This is a genomic window from Arthrobacter sp. QXT-31 (genome assembly GCF_001969265.1).
Taxonomy (GTDB): Bacteria; Actinomycetota; Actinomycetes; order Actinomycetales; family Micrococcaceae; genus Arthrobacter.
In genome coordinates this window covers 1,423,031-1,438,474 of sequence record NZ_CP019304.1, presented here as the reverse complement: position 1 = coordinate 1,438,474, position 15,444 = coordinate 1,423,031, and the positions used below count along the sequence as shown (strand labels likewise).

The following is a 15,444-nucleotide window of genomic DNA, read 5'->3' as shown; positions in this document are numbered from 1 at the left end:
GACTCAATTCACGACCCTTCCTCAAGGAAATGCCTATGTCTAATCTGACGCTGCAGCAGCTTCGCTACTTTCTCTCCGCCGCTAAGCACAAGACGTTGTCGGCGGCCGCGGAGGCCGAGCACATCGCCCAGCCGAGCCTCTCCGAGCAGATCCGCCGGCTGGAACAGAGCCTCGGCGTGAAGCTGTTCACCCGCACCAACAGGGAGCTGCAACTCACCGAAGCCGCGCGGCTGCTCCTGCCGAGCGCCCAGCGGGCGCTCGCAGAGGTGGACAGCCTGGCAGACCTGGTCCGCGAAGTGCGCACCCTGCAGGGCGGCACGGTGTCTTTCGGCACCTTCAACAGCGCACACCTCTACCTGCTGACGGGCCTGATCCGCGACTTCCACGAGCAGTATCCGCTGGTCAAGATCCGTGTGGTGGGCCTGAACTCCTCTGAAGTCGCGGACGCCGTCCGCTCCGGCGAGCTCGAAGCCGGACTCGTGCAGCTTCCGGTGGACGACAGGGGTCTTTCGGTCGGGCCTCCGGTGCTTCGCGACGAGGTGGTCTACGTCAGCGCCGACCCGGGACGCCTGCAAGGTCCCATGTCGATCGAAAAGCTGGCGACAGCGCCCCTGATCCTGTCGGAGGCGCGGTGGTCCGATTCGGATCCCCTGCGGCTGTCCGTGACCGAACGCGCCCAGCATGCAGGGGTCACGCTGGATCCCATCGCCGAGGTGGAGTTCCAAACGCACGCCGTGGAGCTGGCGGCCCAGGGCGTAGGGGACTCGCTGGTGTCCTACCACGTGGCCAAATCCATGCTCCAGCAGCACGGGCTCGGGTATGTCCCGCTCGAGCCGGCCTTCCACGAGCACTTTGCCTTCATCACCCGGACCAACGGCTCATTGTCGCCCGCAACCCGCGAGTTCATTAAGCATGCGCACCGGCATATTTCGCTTCTGCAGAACAGCAGGCCCGGGGAACAGAAGGGCCGGTAACGGCGGCCGGTCCTGCCGGCAACCAGGCGCCGGCCGGGATTGCCGGGCCGGCGCCTGGGTGTCATGCCGCTTTGGCGTTCTGGTGAAACTGCCGGACGGCCGTCACCGTACGGTCACCCCGCCGTCGATCAGGAAGTCCGCCCCGGTGGCAAAGGAGGACGCGTCTGTGGCCAGGTACACCACCAGCGGCGAGATTTCTTCCGGCCGTGCCCGGCGGCCAAGCGGGGTGCTGGAGGAAGTGCCGCCGGCGGGTTCGTCATCGTTCATGGGTGTTTCAACGCCGCCGGGGCTGATCGAGTTGACCCTGATGTTGTGCGGTGCGTATTCCAAGGCAGCTGCGCGGGTGAGGGCCAGGACAGCCGCCTTTGACGCGGAGTAGGCGCCGTACGCTTCCGCGCCGCGGTGGGCGGCGGTGGAGGCGACATTGATGATCGTGCCCCCGCCGCGCCGGGCGATGGCGGGGAATGCGGCTTTCATGCCGAGCAGCACAGAGCTGGTGTTTACCTTCTGCACCAGGTCCCACTCGGCCAGGCTCAGCTCGTTCAACGGGGTGACCCGGATGATGCCGGCGTTATTGACCAGGGTGTCCAGTCCGCCGTCGTGCTTTTCGATGTTTTCGACGGCGGCCGCCCAGGCCGCCTCGTCAGTGACGTCAAGGTGGATGTAACGTACGGCGTGGCCCTTCTCCGCCAGAGCGGCCGCTGTCTTTTCGCCGGCCTCGTCCAGGACGTCGGCTATCACCACCCGAAGCCCCGACGAGGCGAGAGCTTCAGCGTGTGCGGCGCCCTGTCCCCGGGCACCTCCTGTAACGAGCGCGACCCGTTCCGTGAGTTCAGTCATTAGGCTGTTCCTTAATCTTGTGCGGGGTTCTGGTTTAGAGCATGTTCGGTTCGCCGACTTCGGCGGCGCTGGGGTCCATGCCGTACTTCTTCAGCAGTTCGGCGATGGTTCCGTCCTTGCGCAGCTCCTCAATGTTTTCGTTGAGGGCTTTGGTGAGTTCGGTGTTGTCCAGCTTGGTGGGCCAGTTCAGCTGGCCCGGGTGTGCCGTCACGGGGATACGGGAATCGGGCTGGAGCGGGACGATCTTCGCGTCTTTGATGGGGTTGGCTTCGAAGCGGGCTGTGGTGGCGCCGACGCTGTCGATGACGGCGTCAATGCGGCCTGCAGCGAGGTCGTTGAAGACGGCTTCCGGGTCCTGGTAGACGGAGAACTTGTCGCCAAAGACCTGGGCGAACTCGTCGTTCCAGAGGTTTCCTGACACGGAGCCGATCTTCTTCCCGTCGAGTTCCGCGACTGTCTTGTAGCCGGCGACCGATACCAGGGCTCCCTGGTCGAGATAGACAGGGTTGCTCAGGGCCACAAGCTTTGCCCTGGCCTTGGTGCGCCACCAGTCGCCGGCGGCCAGGTCAGACCGGCTGGCCTGCACGGCCGGGATGGCGGCGCCGGCGCCCCCGGAGGCTTCGACGGTCACGGTGAGGCATTCCCTCTTGGCAATCTCATTGAGGAGGTCTCCTTCGACGCCTGAGAGCTTGGTGCCGTCGAGTTTCATGTGCGGGGCGAAATCATACGTGGATACCGTCAGCGTGCCCTTGGTGATGGTGCTGAACTGGTGCTTCGGTGTGCAGGAGGGGTCGACGGCGGCACCTGCGGTGGGGCTGCAGCCTGAGAGGGCGAGTGCGAGCAGGCCGGCTGCTGCGCTGAGGGGAGCGGTCCTGCGGATCCATGCGGGGGATGTCTTCACGGTGGGTCCTTCTTGTTGGGGGTGTGGGGTTAGAGGTAGTGGTTGAGGCGGCGTTCGCCGAGCCGGACGAAAGCGAGGGCGATCAGGGTGATCGAGCCGTACAGCACGGAGGTGAAGCAGAAAATACTGAGGTATTCGAAGGTGATCGAGCCGAGTGCGTAGGCCTTTGACATCAGCTCGGGCACGGCAATGACGAAGGCCAGTGAACTGGTCTGGAAGATGGTGACGGCCAGGCTGGCAAGCGGTGGTGTGGATATCCGGATGGCCTGGGGGAGGATGATGTAGCGGAATCCGGTCCAGCCGTGCAGCCCCGAGGTCATTGCGGCTTCACGCTGCCCCTTGGGCACCGAGGCGAGCCCGGAACGGAACAGTTCGCTGGAGTACGCTCCGGTGGTCCAGGACAGGGAGACCACCGCTGTGGCGAAGGCCGGGAGCGTGATGCCGTTTTCGGGCAGTCCGAAGTACAGCAGGTACAGCAGCACCAGGGCGGGGGCGCCCCGGCCGATTTCAACCAAAATCAGGGCTGCGATGCGCAGGGGCGTGGCCTTGCTTTCAACGGCCAGTGCCAGCAGCAGGCCAAAAGGCATGCCGAGCAGAAGGCAGAGGCCAGTCAGGCTCAGGCTGACGCCGAGTCCGGGGGACAGGGCGGGAAGCCATGCGATCCATTGGTCAAGAATGGTCATCAGGCCACCTCCACTTTCTGGCGAAGGGTGCGGTCCACCCGGCGGGCGGCGAGGGCCAGGGGCGCGCTCATGGCGATGTAGAGAGCTCCGGCAATGCAGAAGGCGAGCAGGCCCTCGTAGGTGGCGCGTGACGCCGCTCCGGCCTGGTAGGTGATTTCGTGGACGCCGATGGTGGAGGCCAAAGCCGAGTCCTTGAGCAGGGCGATGGCGTAGGCGGCGACTGCCGGGAGTGTAACCCGGAAGGCCTGCGGGGTGATGATGCTTCGAGCGGTGGCGAAGAAGCCCATGCCCAAGGCTGTGGCGGCTTCCCACTGGCCACGGTGAATGCCGAGCAGGCCGGACCGGTAGGTCTCTGCCATGTAGGCCGAAGCGATCACGGAGAAGCCCAGGATGGAGGCGGTTACAGAGTCCAGCCGGAGGGCGTACTGGGGAAGCCCGAAGTAGATGAGGAACAGCCAAGTGATGGGCGGAATGGACCGGACGACGTCAATGTAGACGGTTGCTGCGGCCCGGAGGGGGAGCCAGGTGGAGCGGCGGGCGGCGACCAGCGGCAAGGCGGCCACTCCGCCGATGCCCAGGGAAGCCAGCGTGATGTAGGCGGTGAGGCCGATGCCGGAGGCGATCTGCGTGAGCATGCCGATCACCGGTCCAGTACGGCGCGAAGGAACTTCTTTGTTCGTTCGTGCGTAGGGGCGGTCATCACCTGTTGGCTTGGCCCGAGCTCCAGTACCCGTCCGTCGGCCATGACCATCACCCGGTCTGAGACGTCGCGGGCGAACTGCATTTCGTGGGTGACCACGATCATGGTCATGCCTTCGTCGGCGAGGTCGCGCATGACGGCGAGGACCTCCAGTCCCAGCTCCGGGTCAAGCGCGGAGGTGGGCTCATCGAACAGCATTACTTTGGGAGTCAGAGCCAGGGCGCGGGCAATGGCAATGCGCTGCTGCTGCCCGCCTGAAAGGCGGGAGGGGTGCTGGTCGCTCTTGGCTGTCAGGCCTACCCTGGCCAGCAGTGAGTCGGCGACGGCGCGGGCCTCTTCGCGGTTGCGGCCCAGGACCTTCATCTGGGGAAGGGTGATGTTCTCCATCACGGTCAGGTGGGGAAACAGGTTGAATCCCTGGAAGACCATTCCCGTGACCCGCCGGAGCCTGTCCAGACTGGCACGGTCCGGGCGCTTGGCACTTGCGTCCACTGTTGTTCCGCCGATGGTGATCGTTCCCGCCGTCGGGACTTCCAGGTAGTTCAGGCAACGAAGGAAGGTGCTCTTGCCGGCCCCTGAGGGGCCGATGATTGAGACCACCTCGCCTTCGGTCATCTGCAGGTTTACGTCGGTAAGCACAGTGTGCTTGCCATAGGACTTGTGGAGCCCCGCCACCTGCACGGCACCCAAACTGGGCGGTGACGTGGCGGGCACTGTTGCGGTTTCCATGACATGGCCTCCCGGCTATCCATAGGTTTTTTCTGGGGATAGAGAAGATGTAACCAAGTTCACCTTTAGATTACAAGGGACTTGACGCAAGTTTCCGGCTTAAGTTGCTCTAATGACGCATGGGGCTCGGTTACCTATAGGTCGCGTCTATGCCATGCAGAGAGGACGCCTATAGACTGGCAGCACGCAATGAAAGGGGCCATTGGTGACCATCCTTCAGGTTAACTACTTCCTGGCAGCGACTGCTGCGGGGTCTTTGACGCAGGCCGCCGAAGAGTTGGGGGTTTCCCAGCCAACACTGTCCGAGCAGATTCGGAAACTTGAGCAGGGCCTCGGCGTCGCCCTCTTCACCCGCGCCAAGCAGGGACTTACGCTAACCGAAGCCGGCCAACGATTCCTGCCCCACGCCCGTAAAGTCGCACGCGACTACGAGGCGGCCATGGAGTCGGTCACCGGAATCCGGGACCGCGAAGAAGGCACCGTCGCATTCGGAATGTTCAACAGCGGCCAATACGTCCTGTCCGGGCTAATCCCGGCCTTCCGAACACTGCACCCGAATATCCATGTGCGGGTAGTGGGCTGGAATTCCGCCCAAGTCGCTGACCAGGTCCGGGCCGGGCGGCTTGAAGCCGGTGTTGTCGCATTGCCGATCGACGCCCGCGGGCTCACCATCAGTGACGTCCTGTGGTCCTGTGAAGCAGCCTACTTCCACACCAAGCCGGCCTTAACCGAACCGGTCACCATCGAAGGGCTGCTGCAGCGCCCGCTCGTGCTCCCTGACTCGGGATGGGCGCAGAACGACCCCACACGGCGCCAACTCAGCGAGCGGGCCCAAACCCTCGGCATTCCGTTCACGCCCGACATCGAAGTCGAAACGGGCTCCGCCGCCCTATCGGTGGCTGCCAGCGGCACGGCCGGCGCAGTGGTCTCCGTTCCAGTTGCCGAAGCCCTCGGCTACACAAAAAAACTCAACTGGGTCAGCCTCGACCCACCCCTGATCGAAACCTTCGCCATCATCAGCCGGGACCCCGCCAGCCTCTCCCCGGCCACCCAGGCCATGATCAAACTGGCCGAGGAACACATGCGCATGCTCCACCGCGAATACCAGCCGTCGTGACGACGCCCCCAGCGCGCATTCGACCCCGCATTGAAATTCAAACGTACGACCCGGGTCGCTGATTATGTTGCGGGGTACTTCCAGACCCAGCCCCCTATGCCGTTCGGGACGAACGAAACTTCGCCAGCCGGCGTCGTCACGTCAAGGATGACCAGACCGGTCAGCTTTTCGCCTTTGCCGAAATAGCGGGGCAAAAGCTTGGTTTTGTCGGCAAGGCAGCCATGCTCGACGGCGGATTGAACGGTAGTCATCCGGGTGCCGCCGGAGGCGTAGCCCTTCCAGTAGTGCGGGCCGAAGCTGATCATCCCTGACTGGCCATCCACTTTCAGCGGTCCCGAGAACCTTGGGGAGGCAACGATTTCCAGGGCCACCGCGATGGCAGTCCCATTTGGCCGGGGCGCGTTGGGCGCGTCGCATTTGATCGGCTTTATGGACGTCACCTTGAAGGTAAGGGTGGGAGGGGCGTCGTAGCCGTCGGTAACGAGTATGGCCTCTTCACCGATCTTCGTGACCAGCTGGCCGCGTTCGTTCTCAGTACCGGTACCGGTAGCGGCCGGAGCCGGGGTCGGTGTTGCGCTAGGCGTCGATGCCGGGGCAACTGAGGCTGTGGGTGCCGCCTGGGGCGCCGGGCCGGAGCACGCAGTGAGCAACAGCGCCAAGACGGCAGTTCCGGCGGCAATCCGAGAAGTATTCATTTCTCCCCTTAGATTCAATTGACGGACCCCGACGGCGTAAGTGCCGCCGGGTCCGGTGACCGTCCCCGCCCTGCTGGTTCTAGCGGAAGATGTTGTAGTTACCCCAGCCGGAGCCGACGATGGTGCGGGCAGCCCAAGTACCTTTGCTGAAGGGGTAGCGGGCGAGGCGGCCGTCGCTGAGCCGGCTCATGAGTCCGTGACCACCTGTGGTGAAACCGTCGACTGCGGTGATGCTGTTGATACTGTTCCAGCCGGTGCCTACCGTGGGCCTTGCTTCTGAGACGAAGCCTCCGGTTCCGGTGGAGCGATACAGCAGCAGCCTCCCGTCGCTGCGCTTGGCCAGCAGGTCTTGCTCCCCGTCCTGATCGAAGTCGGTCATGGTGAGGTACAGGCCGCCCCACCCGGTCCCGGTTGTGATCCGGGGCGACAGCAATGATCCGGTGCTGTTGCCGTAGTACCAGAGGGTCCCTGCGGCGTCGTACGCGAGGATTCCCGGATACCTGTCGTTTGTGCGCCAGCGGCCGACGGTGACGTGGTACCCGCCCCAGCCAGTGCCGATGGACCGGGCGGCGGCGAACCCGCCGCCGGGCCTTCCGGGGTAGAGGCTCAGCCGGCCGTTCTTCCACTGGGCGATGAGGTCGAAGACGCCGTCGCTGTTCCAGTCCGTCACCAACCCCTTGTTCAGGGCGGACCAGCCGACGCCGATCTTCTGCCGGGCCTGGAACCCACCCCGGCCGGTGGCCGGGTAGTTCCACAGCACTCCGTCGGGACCGGACGCGACGACGTCCGCCGCGCTGCGGATGGACGGACTGATAGCGCCGCCGGCGCCGCCGGTGGGGTCGTAGTAGTGCCAGTAGCGGCTGGTGGCGTTGACGTCGGCGAGCAGCAGCAGGCCGCTGTTGGCGGTGCCCCGTGCGGTGCTGTTGAGGTTCTGCTTGGTCGAGGTCACGTTGTGGACGTACTGGTCGGCGTCCACGATCCGGGCCGTTTTCGTGGTGGTGAAGCTGATGTTGTCCAGGGGCGTGGACTTCTCATAGATCGCACCTCCCGAGCTGGTGCAGACCCCGGCGTTCGTCGTGCCGGACGGTTTGGGGTAGGTGGCGAAGGTCCGGACCCTCTGCGCGCTCTCATCGATCATCACGATCACCCGGTTCGGGCACTCGGCCACGGTCGCGATCGTGGTCGCGGACCACGCCGTGCCGTTGAACGCCAACAGCTGGATCAGCGGCTGGGATGCCGAGGTGAACGAGGTCTTGATCGCGGCGAACACCCGGCTGCTGGAGGAGTCCAGCCACTTCAGGTTCATATGGTCATCACCGGTGCGCTGGCCCTTGACCGCCGCAACCGGCGTAGTCCAGGAGGTATTGCCCGCTCCATCCACGTGCGAGCTCCAGTACATGCCGTCACTGGCGTCCCCGACCTGCCGGCTCCACATCAGGCCCATCTTGCCGGGCCCGAAGGCGATCAGCGCCGAGTTGTCATCCACCGACACGTTGGCCAGCGACGCAGGATGGGCGAACGGGGTCCCCCAGGTCGCGCCGTTGGTGCCGGTGACGTTCAGATAGATCCGGTTGCCCTGCTGCCACGTGGCCCACAGCCGCCCGGTCGAGTCCTTATCGATCGACAGGGTCTCCACCCGGTGGTTGTTGATGTTGGACGAACCCAGCAGCGTGTACGTCTTGGCGCTGGAGTTGTAGCTGTACCGGCGCATCGTCGACGGGAAATTCGGCTCGGCCGGCAGGCCGTCATTGACGAACCGGTAACTGGCCACATACAACGTCGACCCGTCCCACAACACGTCATGATGGGTGTTCGCACGGGTATCCGTCGCGACCTCCGTATCCACCCACGAACTCGTCGCGGCATTGAACCGGAAGATATGAAAATCCGAGCTCGCGGTATCCCACAGGTTCCCCCACCACAACCCGTCATTGAACCACAACGCATTCGTCTGCCGCTTCGTACCCGTCGGCGTGCCCGTCCCCGAATGCGACAAACCCTCCACCCCAACATCACCTTCGGCGGCTGACGCCGTAACGGGCACCACCAGGACGCCCAGCGCAAGCGACAGCGCGGCCAGCAGTGCGGGGAGCCTCAGATGTCGCGACCCGTGCAGACGAAGAACAGGTGGGGGGCCGCCTGCCCGCCGTACATTGAGCCAGGAAGCCCAGTGGCCTCTACCACGCCCGACCGTGGGGAAAAATCTGTAGTTCACGTCGTTTTGCATAGGGATGGCCACCAGCCTCACCACTCGTATTGGAGTTGTTTGCCTATGCCAGTCCCCAGCGACGTTCCCTACTGGATACGAGAAATCAAAGCCCGTGCTGCTGCAGTTCTGGCAACTTCGCGTATACCCTCGAAACATATTCGCTCAGGCAACTTGTAAAAAGCTTGGTATTTCTTGGAACGGATGGGTGGATGGCCGCCCTAGCGGCGTCCGGGGGAGAGGCAGCGAAGAGCTGTTGGCATATGCCGGATGAGCCGCCCCGCGAAAACGGAGCGACCACGTCCGTTGCGGTCACTTGAGTCCGGCGAGGACGGCCGGCGAAAGAGCCTTTTCGAGTTCCTGTTCGTCGAGGAGGCCGCGGGATAGGACGAGCTCTGCAATATTGCGGGTGCAAGTCAACGCTTCCTTGGCCAACTCCGCGGCTGTCGTGTAGCCGAGCAGGGGCGCGAGGCCGGTGACGACGCTGATGGACTCCGCCATTCGCTCTGCAAGCAGAGGCCTGTTCGCCGTGATGCCGTCGACGCAGTGAGTACGTAGCTGCCGGCACGCCGCCGTTAGCCAGGCTATTGATTCCAGCAGCGCGTCAGCCATAACGGGCTCGAAGGCATTGAGCTGCAGCTGGCCCGCTTCGACTGCCATGGTCACCGTCGCGTCCGCGCCGACGACGCGGAACGCTACCTGATTGACCATTTCCGGGATGACTGGGTTCACCTTGCCGGGCATGATGGAGGATCCGGCTTGGACGGGGGGAAGGAGGATCTCGCCGAATCCGGACTGTGGCCCGGAGGACAGCAGACGCAGGTCGTTGCAGACCTTGGATAGCTTCACCGCAGCCCGCTTCAGCACCCCCGAGGCCAGGAGGAATACCCCGGTATCGCCGGTGGCTTCCACGAGATTCGCCGCCGAGACGACGTCCAACCCGGCGACTTGGGCCAGCTCGGCGACAACAACGTCCCGGTATTCGGGGGGAGCGGTGATCCCTGTGCCGATGGCTGTGGCGCCGAGGTTGGATTCGCGCAGGTGGGGCAGCAGCTCCTCAAGCCGGTACCTGTCCTCGCGCAGTGTCTCGGCGAACGCCCCGAATTCCTGCCCCAGGGTCATGGGTACTGCGTCCTGAAGCTGGGTCCGTCCGACTTTGACGATGGCGGCGAATTCTTCTGCTTTGGCGTCGAAGGCTTCGCTGAGCCTGCCGTGTTCGGAGCACAGTTCTATCAGGTCCCGCTGCAGTGCAAGTTTGACCGCGGTGGGGTAGACATCGTTGGTGCTTTGGCTGCGATTTACGTGATCGATGGGGTGCAGCTGCGCATAGTCACCCTTGCTGTGGCCCAGAATCTCCAGGGCACGGTTGGCGATGACCTCGTTGGCGTTCATGTTGGTGCTGGTTCCCGCGCCGCCTTGGATCCTGTCGACGACGAAGGAGGAATCGAACTGGCCTTCCATCACCTCGAGGGCAGCTGTCTGGATCGCTTCTGACTTGTCGGCCGGGAGCAGGCCGAGGGATTCGTTGGCCCGTGCGGCCGCGTATTTCACCGCCCCCATCGCCCACACCAGGGAACGGAAACTGCCGATGCTGCGGCCGCTGACCGGAAAATTATCGACAGCGCGGAGGGTGCTGATGCCCCAGTAGGCGTCAGCGGGAACAACTTTTTCCCCCAGGCTGTCGCGCTCCAGCCGGCCAACTGGTCCGGAGCCTGTGGGAGTCGTTTCATGCGTCATGGTGTGGCTTCCTAGGTCGGTGGTTTACTGAGGGGTTCCCAGATAGTCAAGGGCGGTTAGGGCCAGGGCCGTCGCGCCATCCTTAATGGCGCGGTTGGCGGCGTCGCCTACACAGAACGCTGCGAACTCGGGCTGGTGGTTCGCGGCGGGGAAACACCCGAGGCCGATGTACGGGTGGATGGCCGGGACAATCTGGGACACGTTTCCCATGTCTGTTGACGCCCGGTTCATGGTGGCCTGCTGAGCGGGGGCATTGAAGTCCCGGCCCAGCGCCTTGGCGTGCCGCACGTAGAGCTCGAGTGCCCGGACGTCGGTGCGGAACTCGGAGTACGGCTCGGATTCCGGGGTTATCGAAAGTTCGCATCCGGTGGCCAGTGCGCCGGCTTCGAAGCACTGGTAAACGCGCTTTTCCAGAGGCTCGAGATCAGCCAATGTCTCTGCCCGTACGTACCAGCGGCCCTCCGTCTTTTCGGGTATGGCGTTGGGCGCTTCCCCGCCCCTGGTCTGGATGCCGTGGACACGGGTACCGGCGGGCAGTTGCTGGCGAAGCAGGCCGAGCGCGACCTGGGCTACGACAAAGGCGTCGTTGGCGTTCACGCCCTGCTCGGGGTAGGCAGCCGCGTGAGCTGACTTGCCGTGGTATTCCACGTGGCTGTGGGCAACGGCGTAGGGACGCGCCTCCGCGGAGTCCACCGGACTCGGGTGGGTCATCATGGCCAGGTCCAGACCGGCGAAGGCGCCACGCTTGAGCAACTCGATCTTGCCGCCGCCACCTTCCTCTGCAGGGGTTCCGTAGAGCTCCACCGTGAGGTTCCGTTCGGCAGCGAAGTCCTTCAGCGCCAACGCCGCACCACAGGAGGTGGCCGTGATGATGTTGTGGCCGCAGGCATGGCCGAGCCCGGGAAGGGCGTCGTATTCGGCCATCAGGCCAACCCTGCGCTTCCCTGTGCCGTAGAAGGCCCGGATGGCGGTGGGAAAGCCGAGGTACCCACGCTCGACGGTGAAGCCGTTCGCCTCAAGGTAGTCTGCGGTCCATCCGGCGGCCTGGTGTTCCTGCCAGCCCAATTCCGGATTTGCATGGAGCTGCTCGGAGAGGTGCACGAGTGCCGGGTGGGCGGCGGCCACCGCCGCCAGCACCCGTGCCTGTTCTCCGGTGGAATCCGGCATCGCTGTTGCCGTTACAGGTTCAGCGGTCATCGCCGGGCACCCCGTATCCGACGGATGATGCAGGATCCAGCCCGCGCACCACGTAGTCCTCACGCTGGGGAAGCCACACCTGCAGCAGCCTGTCCAGCTCGTTGATGGGTTCTTCGTGCCAGTCGACCCGCAGGTCGGTGTCACGCCAGCCGTGGCCGGAGACGATGGAGATGCCGGCTGAACGGACGGGACCTTTCTCCCCGCCGGCCTCCAGCGCTGCCCGGAGTGCGCGCAGGAGCCTGACTTCAAGTTCCCCGACCGAGGCCTCAAAGGCATCGCACATTGCTTGCGGGACTTCCCGGTTGGCAAGCATGTTGCCGGCCGCGACGCTGTAGCTGCCCCGCCCTTCTGCATAGACCCCGAGAGTATGTGCACCGCTGAACACTGCAGAACCGCCATGAGCGTCGAGAACCACAAGCTGACGGTAATCAACCGAGGGTGCCTCCAGTGCGACGGTGTCGACGGCTTCCCGGGCGGATGCACCCGACTGGAGCCGGTCCAGCAGGAGTTTGCCGAGGCGCGGATCGGTGATGTTTTGAGAGCTGACGGCTCCGATGTTGTCCCTTAAGTGGGCGCAGCGCGCTGCCACGGCTGGTGAGGAGGAGCTGACAGCGATGCCGAAGCGACCGTGGCCATCTGTGGCGGCAATACTGAAAGTCACTGTGACGCTCCCGTCGACAGCACGGCTGTGGCATCGATCTCGACGAGCCATTCTGGGCGGGCGAGGGCCTGGACGACGATGCCGGTCGAAACCGGAAAGACGCCCCTGAGCCACCGGCCCATGGTCCTGTAGACGGTTTCGCGGTACCGCGGGTCGATGATGTAGACGGTGACCTTGACGATGTCCTCAAGGCTGCTGCCGGCTTCCTTCAGTAGCATGTCGATGTTTGCCATGGCCTTTTCGGTCTGGGCCTCCACGTCCCCGATACCGACAGATTCCCGGGTGTCCAGGTCTTGGCCGATTTGTCCGCGGAGGTAGACAACGCCGTTGGCAACCACTGCCTGGCACAGATCGTTGTCCAGGTTCTGCTCTGGATAAGTTTCTTTGGTGTTGAAGGTGCGCAGACGCTGGTGCTTCATTGTGCTTCCTAACTCGTGGAGGGGTGGCTAAGGGGGTTCTTCAAGCTTCACGGCCGTGCAACTCATCTGTCCAACAGTCATTTCCGCTCTTTCGTATCGATTTTTTCGATCTAGTGGCCTACATTGAACGGATGGATGTGACCCTTACTCAGCTCAGGTACTTCACGGAAGCGGCGGCGCAGCTTTCGATGACAGCGGCCGCCGGAAGGCTTAACGTCGCCCAGTCGGCGGTATCAGCGGCGATAGCCCAGCTTGAGCGATCGGTGGGTGCCCAGTTCTTCATTCGCCAGCGTTCCAAGGGGCTGGTGCTGACGTCGGCAGGGGAGTTGTTTCTCCGGGATGCCCAGTCGATTTTGGCCCACGTCGAGGAGAGCCTTGATCATGCGCGGGGTGAGCAAAAAAGTGTCACAGGCCGCATCCGAATGGCCTGCTTCAGCACCCTCGCCCCCTTCCTGCTGCCCGGACTGCTGACGCGCCTCAACGATGAGCACCCCGCCTTGGAGTTGGAGGTCATGGAGGCCGACACCGCAGGATGCGCCAACGCGCTGCTCAATGGGCAGGTCGAGTTGGCGCTGTGCTACGACATGGGCCTGCCCGAGGGCATCGCCACCACGGTCGTTGACCGCTCCAGGCCGTATTTGGCGCTTCCCCCGGATCACCCGCTGGCCGGCGCGGGAGCGCTGGCCCTGACCGACCTCAAGGACGAACCGTTTGTTCTCCTGGACCTGCCCTACACGCGGGACGTGATGCTCTCGCTGGTGCGCAAGGGCGGCCACGAACCGAACGTCAAGTTCCGGTCCGGCAGTTATGAGACCGTGCGGACCTTCGTCGCCCACGGACACGGATATTCCATCCTGCACCAGAGACCCCATCACGGCATGACGTACGACGGCGGGCAGATCGCCACTGTGGAAATCAAGGACGATGTTCCACATTTGAAGACCGTTGTGGCGCGTCTTGAGACGCAGCGTCCCACTGCCCGCCTGCGTGCTGTTGGACAGGTCGTGAGGCAGCAGATCGAGGCGGCTCACTCGAGCCGCCCAGGCGGCCGGGTTCAGCAGGAGCGACCCGCGTAAAAGGGCAGGGCACTAAACCTAAGACATGTGGTGGCCGTCCGGAAGGTTGTAGTGCCCTGCCCATTCGTTCACTGGCTTAGGGCTTGGAGCGCCCGCTCGCGTCCGGAACGCCTTAGACCGCCGCTTTCTCAGCCAGGATGCTGGCAGGAGAGTCGTCGGTCGATGTCTGTGCCCGCTCGAGCGGCTTGTCGTTCACGTGGGCTGCGTAGCCCCGCTGGATCATGATCTGGTCAGCCACGTAACCAGCATCGTGCCATACTCCCCAAATGAAGCTTGAGCCGCGGCGGGATTGCCAGGGCAGTCCGAGGAAGTACACACCTGGCTCAGCAGACACACCGCGCTGGTGCTTTGGCTTTCCGCTGGCGTCGACGGCGTTGTCAACCTTCAGCCAGCTGTAATCGACCGCGAACCCTGTCGCCCAGATGATTGAGGTGACGCCTGCAGCGCTGAGATTGAGCTCGAGAAGCGGGTTGGTCACGCTGTCCGGGGCATCTCCGAGAACACGCGCTTCAGGCTCTTCCGGGAAGTCCAGGCCGTTGCGGGCAACGTACTCGTCGGCTTCGTCAAGCACTGATAAATAGTTGGCGTCACCTGCCGCGACATTCACGGCAAGATCCGTTGCGAAGCGCATGATGCCGTTGTCATAGGAAGCAGTCCGGCCGACCAGCGTGACGCCCACGGCAGCGAGGGCGCGGAAGTCTACGGTATGGCCGCCGTTTGCCCCGCTGACGGCGATCGTGACGTGCTCGGCCCCCTTCGGCGGAGCCGACATTTCCCATTTGCCGAGGACTCCGAGCCACCAGCAGAAGTCCTTGCCGCGGTACTGCCGCGGGGGCCGGTCGTGCGGGCCGACGGACAGGAAGACCTCGCGGCCCGACCGCTGAAGCTCTTCGGCGATTTGAACACCGGACGAGCCGGCACCCACGACCAAAACCTTGCCGGCCGGCAGCTGCTGCGGATTCCGGTAGGAACTGGAGTGGATTTGCTGTAGTGCTGCGCTCTCCGGGACGACCGCGGGAATGACCGGCCGCTGGAACGGCCCGGTCGCCGCCACGACGTAACGGGCGTCGAAAACTCCTTCTGACGTGTCCACCTGAAAACCGGTTGCGCCCGCCTTCTTTCGCACGGACTTCACCTCAACACCGCACCGGATGGGGGCGTTGAACCTGGCCGCGTAGGCTTCGAAGTAATCCGCGACCCGCTCCTTCGGGGCGAACTCATCTGGCTCGAGATCGTCAAATTCCATACCCGGAAAGCGGTCGTGCCAGGCAGGGCCGTTGGCCACCAGGGAGTCCCACCGTCCCGTGCGCCACCGCTCAGCGATCCGGTCCCGCTCCAGCACGATGTGCGGCACGCCGCGGTTTGTCAGATGCTCGCTCATGGCCACTCCGGCCTGGCCCGCGCCGACGACCAGAACTTCAGTCTTTTGGCTCGACATGCCAACCTCCATTGCAAATAAGTAAGTGTGATTCGATGCGACGCAAGCAATCCGTGGGCCCGGAGGGCGTT

At 64.0% G+C, this 15,444-nt stretch carries 15 protein-coding genes; 3 read left to right on the top strand and 12 right to left on the bottom strand.

Annotated elements, in window-relative coordinates; genetic code table 11:
* Window positions 1-35 precede the first annotated feature (35 nt).
* Complete coding sequence (locus tag BWQ92_RS06475) at window positions 36-974, top strand: LysR family transcriptional regulator (protein WP_083706234.1); 939 nt, start codon at window positions 36-38, stop codon at window positions 972-974.
* 102 nt (window positions 975-1,076) lie between these two features.
* Here the strand turns inward: BWQ92_RS06475 and BWQ92_RS06470 are convergent, their stop codons facing one another.
* Genes BWQ92_RS06470 through BWQ92_RS06450 form a run of 5 tightly spaced genes read right to left on the bottom strand, consistent with a single transcriptional unit; the run spans window position 1,077 to window position 4,827 of the window.
* Window positions 1,077-1,814 (bottom strand): SDR family NAD(P)-dependent oxidoreductase, encoded by a 738-nt coding sequence (locus BWQ92_RS06470; protein WP_076798803.1) that lies wholly within the window; start codon window positions 1,812-1,814, stop codon window positions 1,077-1,079.
* A 34-nt stretch (window positions 1,815-1,848) separates the two neighbouring features.
* The gene (locus BWQ92_RS06465) at window positions 1,849-2,715 is read right to left on the bottom strand and encodes a substrate-binding periplasmic protein (protein WP_083706233.1); all 867 of its coding nucleotides are present in this window, start codon (window positions 2,713-2,715) and stop codon (window positions 1,849-1,851) included.
* A 29-nt stretch (window positions 2,716-2,744) separates the two neighbouring features.
* Window positions 2,745-3,398, bottom strand: coding sequence for an amino acid ABC transporter permease (locus BWQ92_RS06460; RefSeq protein ID WP_076798802.1), 654 nt, complete (start codon window positions 3,396-3,398; stop codon window positions 2,745-2,747).
* The gene (locus tag BWQ92_RS06455; protein ID WP_076803551.1) at window positions 3,398-4,033 is read right to left on the bottom strand and encodes an amino acid ABC transporter permease; all 636 of its coding nucleotides are present in this window, start codon (window positions 4,031-4,033) and stop codon (window positions 3,398-3,400) included. Before BWQ92_RS06455 ends, BWQ92_RS06460 begins: the two co-directional genes overlap by 1 nt.
* A 5-nt stretch (window positions 4,034-4,038) precedes the next feature.
* Window positions 4,039-4,827, bottom strand: coding sequence for an amino acid ABC transporter ATP-binding protein (locus tag BWQ92_RS06450; RefSeq protein WP_076798801.1), 789 nt, complete (start codon window positions 4,825-4,827; stop codon window positions 4,039-4,041).
* 205 nt (window positions 4,828-5,032) lie between these two features.
* On the opposite strand from BWQ92_RS06450, the gene BWQ92_RS06445 reads away from it, so the two are divergent.
* On the top strand, window positions 5,033-5,944 hold the full coding sequence (locus BWQ92_RS06445) for a LysR family transcriptional regulator (protein ID WP_076803550.1): 912 nt from the start codon (window positions 5,033-5,035) through the stop codon (window positions 5,942-5,944).
* A gap of 62 nt (window positions 5,945-6,006) precedes the next feature.
* On the opposite strand, the gene BWQ92_RS06440 is transcribed toward BWQ92_RS06445, so the two are convergent.
* From BWQ92_RS06440 to BWQ92_RS06415, 6 genes are all read right to left on the bottom strand, one after another.
* Window positions 6,007-6,639, bottom strand: a complete 633-nt coding sequence (locus BWQ92_RS06440; RefSeq protein ID WP_157365114.1) for a hypothetical protein — start codon at window positions 6,637-6,639, stop codon at window positions 6,007-6,009.
* Window positions 6,640-6,718: 79 nt separating this feature from the next.
* Entirely contained in the window at window positions 6,719-8,485 is a 1,767-nt protein-coding gene (locus BWQ92_RS24210) for an FG-GAP repeat domain-containing protein (protein WP_236783129.1), read from the bottom strand.
* A 672-nt stretch (window positions 8,486-9,157) separates the two neighbouring features.
* Complete coding sequence (locus BWQ92_RS06430) at window positions 9,158-10,582, bottom strand: aspartate ammonia-lyase (protein WP_076798799.1); 1,425 nt, start codon at window positions 10,580-10,582, stop codon at window positions 9,158-9,160.
* Between the two features lie 24 nt (window positions 10,583-10,606).
* Window positions 10,607-11,779, bottom strand: coding sequence for a M20 family metallopeptidase (locus BWQ92_RS06425; RefSeq protein WP_076798798.1), 1,173 nt, complete (start codon window positions 11,777-11,779; stop codon window positions 10,607-10,609).
* Complete coding sequence (locus BWQ92_RS06420; protein WP_076798797.1) at window positions 11,769-12,440, bottom strand: DUF1028 domain-containing protein; 672 nt, start codon at window positions 12,438-12,440, stop codon at window positions 11,769-11,771. Before BWQ92_RS06420 ends, BWQ92_RS06425 begins: the two co-directional genes overlap by 11 nt.
* Window positions 12,437-12,859, bottom strand: a complete 423-nt coding sequence (locus BWQ92_RS06415) for a RidA family protein (protein ID WP_076798796.1) — start codon at window positions 12,857-12,859, stop codon at window positions 12,437-12,439. Before BWQ92_RS06415 ends, BWQ92_RS06420 begins: the two co-directional genes overlap by 4 nt.
* Before the next feature lie 131 nt (window positions 12,860-12,990).
* Here BWQ92_RS06415 and BWQ92_RS06410 point away from each other — a divergent pair, with 131 nt between their 5' ends.
* Complete coding sequence (locus BWQ92_RS06410) at window positions 12,991-13,935, top strand: LysR substrate-binding domain-containing protein (protein ID WP_076798795.1); 945 nt, start codon at window positions 12,991-12,993, stop codon at window positions 13,933-13,935.
* Between the two features lie 112 nt (window positions 13,936-14,047).
* On the opposite strand, the gene BWQ92_RS06405 is transcribed toward BWQ92_RS06410, so the two are convergent.
* Window positions 14,048-15,373, bottom strand: a complete 1,326-nt coding sequence (locus tag BWQ92_RS06405) for a flavin-containing monooxygenase (protein WP_076798794.1) — start codon at window positions 15,371-15,373, stop codon at window positions 14,048-14,050.
* Between the last annotated feature and the right edge of the window lie 71 nt (window positions 15,374-15,444).

Coding starts and splice junctions, on each gene's coding strand:
- BWQ92_RS06475 (WP_083706234.1), top strand. CDS start 36: ATGTCTAATCTGACGCTGCAGCAGCTTCGCTACTTTCTCTCCGCCGCT.
- BWQ92_RS06470 (WP_076798803.1), bottom strand. CDS start 1,814: ATGACTGAACTCACGGAACGGGTCGCGCTCGTTACAGGAGGTGCCCGG.
- BWQ92_RS06460 (WP_076798802.1), bottom strand. CDS start 3,398: ATGACCATTCTTGACCAATGGATCGCATGGCTTCCCGCCCTGTCCCCC.
- BWQ92_RS06455 (WP_076803551.1), bottom strand. CDS start 4,033: ATGCTCACGCAGATCGCCTCCGGCATCGGCCTCACCGCCTACATCACG.
- BWQ92_RS06450 (WP_076798801.1), bottom strand. CDS start 4,827: ATGGAAACCGCAACAGTGCCCGCCACGTCACCGCCCAGTTTGGGTGCC.
- BWQ92_RS06440 (WP_157365114.1), bottom strand. CDS start 6,639: ATGAATACTTCTCGGATTGCCGCCGGAACTGCCGTCTTGGCGCTGTTG.
- BWQ92_RS06430 (WP_076798799.1), bottom strand. CDS start 10,582: ATGACGCATGAAACGACTCCCACAGGCTCCGGACCAGTTGGCCGGCTG.
- BWQ92_RS06425 (WP_076798798.1), bottom strand. CDS start 11,779: ATGACCGCTGAACCTGTAACGGCAACAGCGATGCCGGATTCCACCGGA.
- BWQ92_RS06415 (WP_076798796.1), bottom strand. CDS start 12,859: ATGAAGCACCAGCGTCTGCGCACCTTCAACACCAAAGAAACTTATCCA.
- BWQ92_RS06410 (WP_076798795.1), top strand. CDS start 12,991: ATGGATGTGACCCTTACTCAGCTCAGGTACTTCACGGAAGCGGCGGCG.
- BWQ92_RS06405 (WP_076798794.1), bottom strand. CDS start 15,373: ATGTCGAGCCAAAAGACTGAAGTTCTGGTCGTCGGCGCGGGCCAGGCC.